This is a genomic window from Rhodococcus sp. CX (assembly GCF_015865005.1).
GTDB lineage: Bacteria > Actinomycetota > Actinomycetes > Mycobacteriales > Mycobacteriaceae > Rhodococcus.
Window position 1 is genome coordinate 19,225 of the sequence record NZ_JADZGH010000100.1, and the last position, 7,726, is coordinate 26,950.

General features: G+C 64.8%; 7 protein-coding genes. 4 read left to right on the forward strand and 3 right to left on the reverse strand.

Features of this window, described 5'->3' with window-relative positions:
• Together I0Q12_RS11065 and I0Q12_RS11070 are read right to left on the reverse strand one after the other, a co-directional pair.
• Positions 1-1,368, reverse strand: a 1,368-nt coding sequence (locus tag I0Q12_RS11065; protein WP_307846174.1) for a class I SAM-dependent DNA methyltransferase, incomplete at its 3' end; no start/stop codon positions are given.
• A 359-nt stretch (positions 1,369-1,727) separates the two neighbouring features.
• Positions 1,728-2,015, reverse strand: a complete 288-nt coding sequence (locus I0Q12_RS11070) for a hypothetical protein (protein WP_197251964.1) — start codon at positions 2,013-2,015, stop codon at positions 1,728-1,730.
• 426 nt (positions 2,016-2,441) lie between these two features.
• On the opposite strand from I0Q12_RS11070, the gene I0Q12_RS11075 reads away from it, so the two are divergent.
• Together I0Q12_RS11075 and I0Q12_RS11080 are read left to right on the forward strand one after the other, a co-directional pair.
• Positions 2,442-2,933 (forward strand): hypothetical protein, encoded by a 492-nt coding sequence (locus I0Q12_RS11075; RefSeq protein ID WP_197251965.1) that lies wholly within the window; start codon positions 2,442-2,444, stop codon positions 2,931-2,933.
• A 182-nt stretch (positions 2,934-3,115) separates the two neighbouring features.
• A complete protein-coding gene (locus I0Q12_RS11080) occupies positions 3,116-3,703 on the forward strand; it encodes a hypothetical protein (protein WP_197251966.1) in 588 nt (195 codons plus the stop codon).
• Positions 3,704-3,834: 131 nt separating this feature from the next.
• Here I0Q12_RS11080 and I0Q12_RS11085 read toward each other — a convergent pair whose 3' ends face one another.
• Positions 3,835-4,827, reverse strand: coding sequence for a DNA-binding protein (locus tag I0Q12_RS11085; protein WP_197251967.1), 993 nt, complete (start codon positions 4,825-4,827; stop codon positions 3,835-3,837).
• 318 nt (positions 4,828-5,145) lie between these two features.
• Between I0Q12_RS11085 and I0Q12_RS11090 the strand changes: the two genes are divergently transcribed.
• Together I0Q12_RS11090 and I0Q12_RS11095 are read left to right on the forward strand one after the other, a co-directional pair.
• Entirely contained in the window at positions 5,146-6,120 is a 975-nt protein-coding gene (locus I0Q12_RS11090; protein WP_197251968.1) for a phospholipase D family protein, read from the forward strand.
• An 848-nt stretch (positions 6,121-6,968) separates the two neighbouring features.
• On the forward strand, positions 6,969-7,343 hold the full coding sequence (locus I0Q12_RS11095) for a hypothetical protein (RefSeq protein WP_197251969.1): 375 nt from the start codon (positions 6,969-6,971) through the stop codon (positions 7,341-7,343).
• The last annotated feature ends 383 nt before the right edge of the window (positions 7,344-7,726 follow it).

Consider the following 7,726-nt stretch of genomic DNA (forward strand, 5'->3'; position numbering starts at 1 on the left):
GTTGCGCAGCACCTTGGAGTAGTCCGGGTCGGCGTCGGTGAAGTCGGCGTACAACTTCACAATCTTGGTGCGGTCGGTGTCGCTGATCTCGCGGCCCTTGGAGCCGAGGTTCTTGCGCATCTTGGTCCAGAAGGAGGTGCCGTCGATGAGCTGGACCAGGCCCTTGCGGTCGGGGTGCTTGGTGTTGTCGAGGATCCAGATGTAGGTGGCGATGCCGGTGTTGAAGAACATGTTGGTCGGCAGCGCGACGATAGCCTCGACCAGGTCGTTCTCCAGCAGCCACTTGCGGATGTTGGAGGGGCCGGACTCGGCGGCGCCGGTGAAGAGCGGCGAGCCGTTCATGACGATGCCGACGCGGCCGCCACCGTCCTCGGGGGCCCGCATCTTGTGGGCCAGGTGGAGCAGGAACAGCATCTGCCCGTCCGAGGTCGCCGGGAGCCCGGGCGCGAACCGGCCGTAGGGACCGGCTTCGTCGCGCTCTTTCGTGACCGCCTTGGCGTACTGCTTCCAGTCGACGCCGTACGGCGGGTTGGACATGCAGAAGTCGAACTTTCTGTCCTTGAACGCGTCGTCGGTGAGGGTGTTGCCGAAGGCGATGTTGGTCGCGTCGTGACCCTTGGCGAGCAGGTCGGATTTGCAGATCGCGTACGACTGCGGGTTGTACTCCTGGCCGTACAGGCTCAGCTTCGCGTCGGGGTTCTGGGCGAGCAGGTGCTCCTCGGCCAGAGCCAGCATGCCGCCGGTGCCCGCGGTCGGGTCGTACAGCGTGCGGACGATACCGGCCTCGGTCAGGTCGACGTCCTTCTCGGCGAAGAGCAGATCGACCAGCAGCCGGATCGCGTCCCGCGGGGTGTAGTGGTCACCGGAGGTCTCGTTCGCGGCCTCGTTGAACTTGCGGATGATGTACTCGAACGCATCGCCCATGTCGGCGTTGGAGACGACGTCCGGGTGCAGGTCGACGGACTTGAAGGACGTGATGACCTCGCGCAGGAGCTCCGCCTTCTCCAGGGCGAGGATCTCCTTCTTGAAGTCGAAGTACTCGAACACGTCGACGTCGGGCGAGAACCGGTCGATGTAGTCGGCCAGGTTGTCCGCCAGCCCGTCGGCGTCTTGGAGGAGGTTGGCGAAGGAGTAGTTCGAGGTGTTGTAGAACGGCCGCCCGGTGGCCTTCTTGACCTCGACCTTGAGCCGGTTGGGGTTGTCGTACTTCGCCGCCAGAGCGCGCACCGTCTCCCGGTCGGGTTCGAGGATGCAGTCGAGGCGGCGCAGGATCGTCAGCGGGAGGATCACGTTGCCGTACTGGTTGGGGCGGTAGGGACCCCGAAGTTGGTCGGCGATCGACCAGATGAAGCTACCGAGGGTGCTCACAACGCTCCTTCACGAGGCTCACTCGACGATGAATACTGAACGCCCAGCGCGAGCCCGTGCGCGCCGTCCGAACGTGCCGTGCACCGGCTGCAACAGCCGGCGCACCACAAGAGCATCCTTGCGCATCACACCACCTCGCGTGCCACGAGGTCGGCAGAGCACCGGCTCAGCAAATCCGTCGCGCCCGGCCGCCTCGCCGTGAACGTTCCCTGGGGCGAATTACAGTAGGGAATGGGTCCGACAGGGGTCGGGGACCACCTGGAGCGAAGAGGCGGAGCGCAGCGGAGCTCATGTGGTGGACACCCGGGTACCGGTCACCGCGCCGGAGAGCGAGCAAGCACGCGGCGGGGCGGTTCCCGCTACCGGTTCAACTCCAACCAGCGCGGCGGCGGCCACGAGCTGTAGAGCACACTGCCGGCGTTGGCGAGTGCGTTCTTGTACGCGGCGGCAGCACCCTCGACCTGCACGTCGGGGATCGAGAAGGTGCGCTGCTGCCCGACGGGGAGCTTCGTGACGTTCCCGCCCATCTGGGTCGCCAGGAACGCGCCCGGATAGGTGTCGAGCACCAGCACCCCCGGATACAGCTCGCACACCAGCACGTTCTCGGTGAGATGCGTCGTGATGTGGGTGGCGTCGACCTTGATCATCCGGCCGATTCTGCCCGCAAGGGATGTAGCGCCGAGAGACGCCACGCCGAGCCCCGAACCCGGTCCCGACCACCGGGCTCCGAGGTCGTTCGTGGTCCTCATTCCCCACGGCCTTCTGGACACTCGGCATGTGTGCCCAGCTAGACGACCTCTGACGGGCAGCCCGACATCATCCGGGCAACTTCCGCCCCAGTACGATCCGTACGTTCGCTAACGAAGAGAACGGGACAGGGGCTATGACCACCGAGGCCTACACGGGACTGATCGACGAATTCACCGCCCTCGCTCATCGAACCCTGTTCCGGAATACGGTGATCTCGCCCGAGGATCTGGCGGCGTGGGTCACCCACCGCGCCCCGCAAGGAGACTTACCGCATCGGCAGCGAGGACCGCGGGGACGACGAACGACTCGCCGAACTCAACGGCATGCCGGGCCGTGACAAGGTTCTGGCCTTTCTGTCCGACTATGTGCGGGACTTCGTGCCGGCCCCGGCGATCACCGAAGGCGACCACTGGGTGGTGACTCTGCGCCGCCAGGTTGAGGTGCTGTCGCGGGTCAACATCGGTCCTGTCCAGGTGGCGGTCGTTGCGGATGACCAGGACCACTACCCGGTGCGCGTGTGGGTGGCCGAAAGCCTCCTTCGTGCCGCATTGGACGACGACGAGTTCGAGGAGATCCTCGGCGGTGCTGTCGAACGCCTCGAAGGGCAGCATGCGACGCAGCCCGCCGGCGGTGCGGACCAGGTGTCCTTCTGGATCGACACCCTGGACGAGGCCCGGCGTTTCCTGACGCATCCGGCTGTGGCACAGGCGGCGCGTCTGTACAACGCACGCCAGGCCGTCCGCCGCACCAGCTGGCACAAGGCGCACGTTCCCGCCCTGGTGGATGGCGCGTTCACCGACACGGCGGTCGAGTAGCTGCCGATCGGTGGGAAGCGGCTGCGGCAGCTTCCGCGCGAAGTGACCCACCACCTTGTGACACGCCGCTCCAGCACCGGGCCTTGCTTGGGCGGAGCGGTACAGTTTCCTCTCCACAGCAGAAACGGGACACGGAGATCGACCGGAGCGTCCACTGCTCCGAGTCACCATGAGAGGTATCCGTGTCCAGCCAGAACACCGGTGGCAGCTTCGACCTCCTTGGCCCTATCGTCCTTGTTCTTGTTCTCGTTGCGCTCGTCGGGATCGCGATCGACTCAGGGTGGCAAGAGGTCCTCGGGTTCATTGCATTGGTACCTGTCGCGTTGCTCATCTGGTTCGCTACGTGGCAGCTCACCGCATGGATCGAAGGAAATCCGAACGCCGAGAACACTCGCGGTTCGCGGAAGTCGGCCCACCGACCTGACGCTGCGATATACGGCGTCGGTGGCGGTATTGCGGTCGGTGTTGTCGTTGCTGCTGCTGCGTTGGTCGCGCTGTGGTCCTGGCAGGCCGGGCTGATATTCCTCGGTGTGAGCACCACGATTTTTCTAGGGTGCCGGATCGCGATCCGCATGGAACAAGGCCAGAGAATCTCCCTCGATCTCGGTAAGCGGAGAAGACACGCGGAGTTGGCCGCTCGGGCCGACGAACAGCATGCCCTTTACCTCCAGGGTGAACGAGAGGGTATCTACGGCCAGTTCATGCCCGCTGATTTCGATAGCGACGATCCCTCTGATCAGCCTGAGCCCGGAGGACGAGCCTTCTGGTAGCCCACACCAACTAGTGCAAGCACTACGGTGAGCAGCACAACCATCAGCAGTGAGACCCCTACGCCCAGTGGGAACGTGTCGACAGAATCGCCCTCGCATCGGACGATATGCCGAATGCTGATGGCACCGAATTACTGTTCTCTCGAATCGATGTGATCCTGCGCGATCAGATACAGACTGCGTCCGTTGAAGCACCACGCGTCTGCAGCCGAGAACGTCCCCGGCTGGCCGATCGCCCGCTCGAAGATCTCGTTGCGCAGGCTGGTCGGTGACCACCTACGTTGCGAATCCTCCGCGGCGGCCCAAATCAGGGGGCGCACAGGATCGTTGACCCACCGAATGTCCTTCCGCATCGGGTTCTCGTCCAGCCACGACGTCACCTGCTCGACCACGTCCGGCTTGACCAGCGATTCGAGCCTCAGCCCGATCACAGCCCCCGCGGGAATCGCTTCGGCTTCGGCAATGATCGCGACCGACCTTGCCCGACGGCGGTTCGTCGACAACTGCTCTTTGACCTCGGTGGTGCGGTCGACCAGTCCGGGACGCAATCGTCGGTCCTCCAGGTCTTCGACCGGAAGGATCCGCTGAAACGAGACCGCGACTTCGTCCCCCCGATCGAACAGGTGGTATTCATGCGCTTCGATCGTGATGTCACCGGCCACATCGCTCAACCACTGGATCGTGGTGATGACCTGCGCGGGAAAGTTCTCCGCAACCAGAATGATCCGGGGCAGCCCCAACAGTTCGTCGGTCCATTCCGCTTCGACATGGTTCTCCAACGATCGGCGTGCCTCCTCGAGCGTCACCGTGGAGTCGCCGCATAGGCGGAGCCAATCGAGGTGAGCGTTGGCCAGAATCTCCCGGGTGAAGCCGGATACGAGCGCGGCGTAGGTCAGCGCCTGGAGATGGACCTGCCGGTCGCCGGCACGCTTGAGCTCGATGACGACGAGCTCACCGCTGTCGGCAACGGCAAGGACATCGAGGCGATCACGAGCCGAGCCACCGTCGGATTCCCACCGCGCAAACTGGGTCGTGACGACCTTGAGCGAGGGATCCAGCACCTCCGGATGCGCGACGATCCACGCCTCCAGGTGGTGAGGCTCTGTCCAACTCTGCTGAGCCATCGTGCTTTCATCCAGGAGCTTCGCCTCGGTAGGGCACTGTTTGCTGACCGACAGGAGATGCGCCATGCCCTGATGATCTCAAGGGGCCCCGACGGACGACCGGTACCTCCTTGGGTGGTCCGGGTGGCGGACCACGTGTGGGTCCGGCGCAGCGTCTCGACCCGTGCCTGCATCTCGGCTGGTGTGGCGGATGAGTGGGTGGCACCACCTGCCGCGAGCCAATGTGTTGGTCGCCGACGCCGCAAATGCCGCGACACGTTCCGGGACGGGCATAGTCGGCTACTCCGTCGGAGGTGGTCTGCCGGATTCAATAACGGCATGAGTGTCGTTTTCGTGACCGGGTCCGTGTGGGACGAGATCACCGCGGCAGTCCGGAGCCGCGGCCGCCGGTATGCCGCCGTGGCCTTCCTCGGCGCCGATGCGCCGGCGCTGCTGCCGCTCACACGCGGCGACATGCTGGTGGTGAACGCCTCGGATTCGGCGGTGCGGTCACGGTCGACCAGTCCGGAGGCCATCGCCGCATATCTGGAGGCGGGGGTGCGGGTCTACAGCGAGGGCGAGCTGCACGCCAAGGTGATCGCGACGTCGACGACAGCGGTGATCGGGTCGGCGAACGCGTCGGCTCATTCCCGCGATCGGACGATCGAAGCGGCGGTCGTCACCGGCAGCATGCGCATGATCGACAAGGTCCGGACGTTCGTCGAGGGGCTGGCGGAGGAGACGAAGCGGCTGACGGCGGCGGATCTGCCCCGGCTCCGGAAGCTGTGGGACGAAGGCGAGGCGAACGATCCGAGGCGGGCGGTGCCCGGGGTGAATCGTGACCCGGAGGGCCTGATCGTCGACGTCACGGCCGGTTTCGTGCTCGACAGATGGGACGAAATGACGGTCGATCCGGATGTCGAGAAGCAGGTGAACCGTGCTGTGCGGCGTGGTTGTCGGGATGCGTCGCTCGGTGTCGACTGGCTGCTGCTCGAGCCCGGCGACACGGAGTACGACGAGGGGGCGGTGGTGTTCGTCTACGACGAGGACGGGGTGGAGCCTCCGATCGTGATCACCGGTCCACCGGCCGCGCTGCCGCGCAGTCGTCGCAGGCGGTACCAGCCCTATCGGTTCACCAGAGCGGACGCCGGCAACTGGAAGGAGTGGGACGAGGTCGAAGGCTGCGTCGAGGCGCTTCGAGCCACCCTCGACGACCACGACGGACGGCTGGAGGGCAGGCTCGACGATCCGGACGGGGTCGGCCGGGCGCTGCTGGGGCTGTGGGGTATCGAGGTGCCGGATACCCGCGCCTGAGCATCCGCACAGGAGCAGAGGAGGAGGTGTGGGCACCTCGTCCGGTTACTCCGGACGTCGCCGGATGACCCGTCTCGTCCCGCCCAGCGGCGGCCGCTTCGGCGCCGAGGGGGTCTTGCGGCCGGCGGTGACGTGCAGGGTGGGGGTGCGGTGAGCTTGTCGTCGGTGATCACGATGCCCAGCTGCGCCCGCCGCCGACGCAGATGTTCCACCAGTTCGGGGTTCTCCTCCCAGAACGTCCGGGTGTTCTGGTCTCCGAGCGGAACATCGAGCGCGTATCCGGACTCGTCCAGGATCCCGATCCGGTTGAGCTGTCCGTCCGGGGGCGGCAGCATCATAGGCCCACTCCGTCTGTTGTCGATGGCAATGCGCTGTGGTCGATTCAGGGTACGGCCATGGTCTGACGGGTCTGGACGTGACCGATCTCAGCTTCGCTGGTCAGGGGATCTTTTGGGGTCACGTCAGCTGGGCACCAACCGACACGACACAGAGAAACCACCACCGGATTGCCCAATTAAAATGGAACAAATCGCATAAAAGGGACGGTTGAGGTGGAAGTCGCTCATGGTTTCTGCGGGATCGGTGCCGATAATCCGCATTCCCGCAGCGTCTCCGGCAAAGGCCACATCAACGCGTTTATTGGTTCGTCGTTAGATAGATTGACCAGCAGGACGGCTGCTGGGACGGGATTTCCGACCCACCCAAGGCGTTGCCCTGGTCTCGCTAAAGTAGGTCCGCTAATCTGCGCTGCATCTCGACAGACCGTCCATCGATCCGACCGGTGGTCGGAGACGTCATTAGCTGATCATCCGGAGCGGAAGCGAGACTGTCGCGCCTACGATGCCACCATGGCCCGGACCGCAAAGAAGCGAACGCGCGTAGGTCGCCTGTCGAGGTTGGACCTCAAGGAGCTCGACGCTCTGCGCAAGGACCCCAAGCGCCTCGCCAGGTTGCTGCAGAAATTGCGTTCACGCGCAGAACTCGGCATCGCCAGCAAGTCCGAGATTGATCGGCTGTCGATGCTCGAGGGGTTCCGCGAGCGGGTGAGGCAGGACAAGGCGGACTTCAAGTCCAGAGCCAAGGACTACCAGAAGCTGCACGAGACATTCGAGCGTGATCGGGCCCGAGATGCGAAGCGCCGGCGCTCCGACCGGTCGATTCCGGTCGACGGGACCTTTCGGATCGTCAGCGGGGGCGCCCCTGGGCTCGGCCGCCGCAGCTGATCTCTGGATGGCCGTGCGACCGCGGATTGCGATCGTCGGCATACACGCCCGGCTTACCGGGCGTCTGGAGAATGTGCGGTTCCGAGCCACCGACGGGTGAGACGGTCCAGGTCGACGACAACCACCGCCCGCAATGAACCAAGTAGGTCCCGCTCCGCAAGTGCTGGTTGATCATCGGCCACCCAGACATACGGCCAGCGCCGGGTCCAACCTGCGATCTTCAGATCGCCCCAGGAACAACCCTCGCACTGAGCCTGCCGGAGATCACCTCGACGAGCTGGTCGAAACCCGATGAAGGCGAGTAGCTCTCACTACCGATTCGCCCAGCGCAGCTGATGCGGCTCAGCGAAGGTGCTCGCTTGTGCTCAACGAAAGTGCCCACT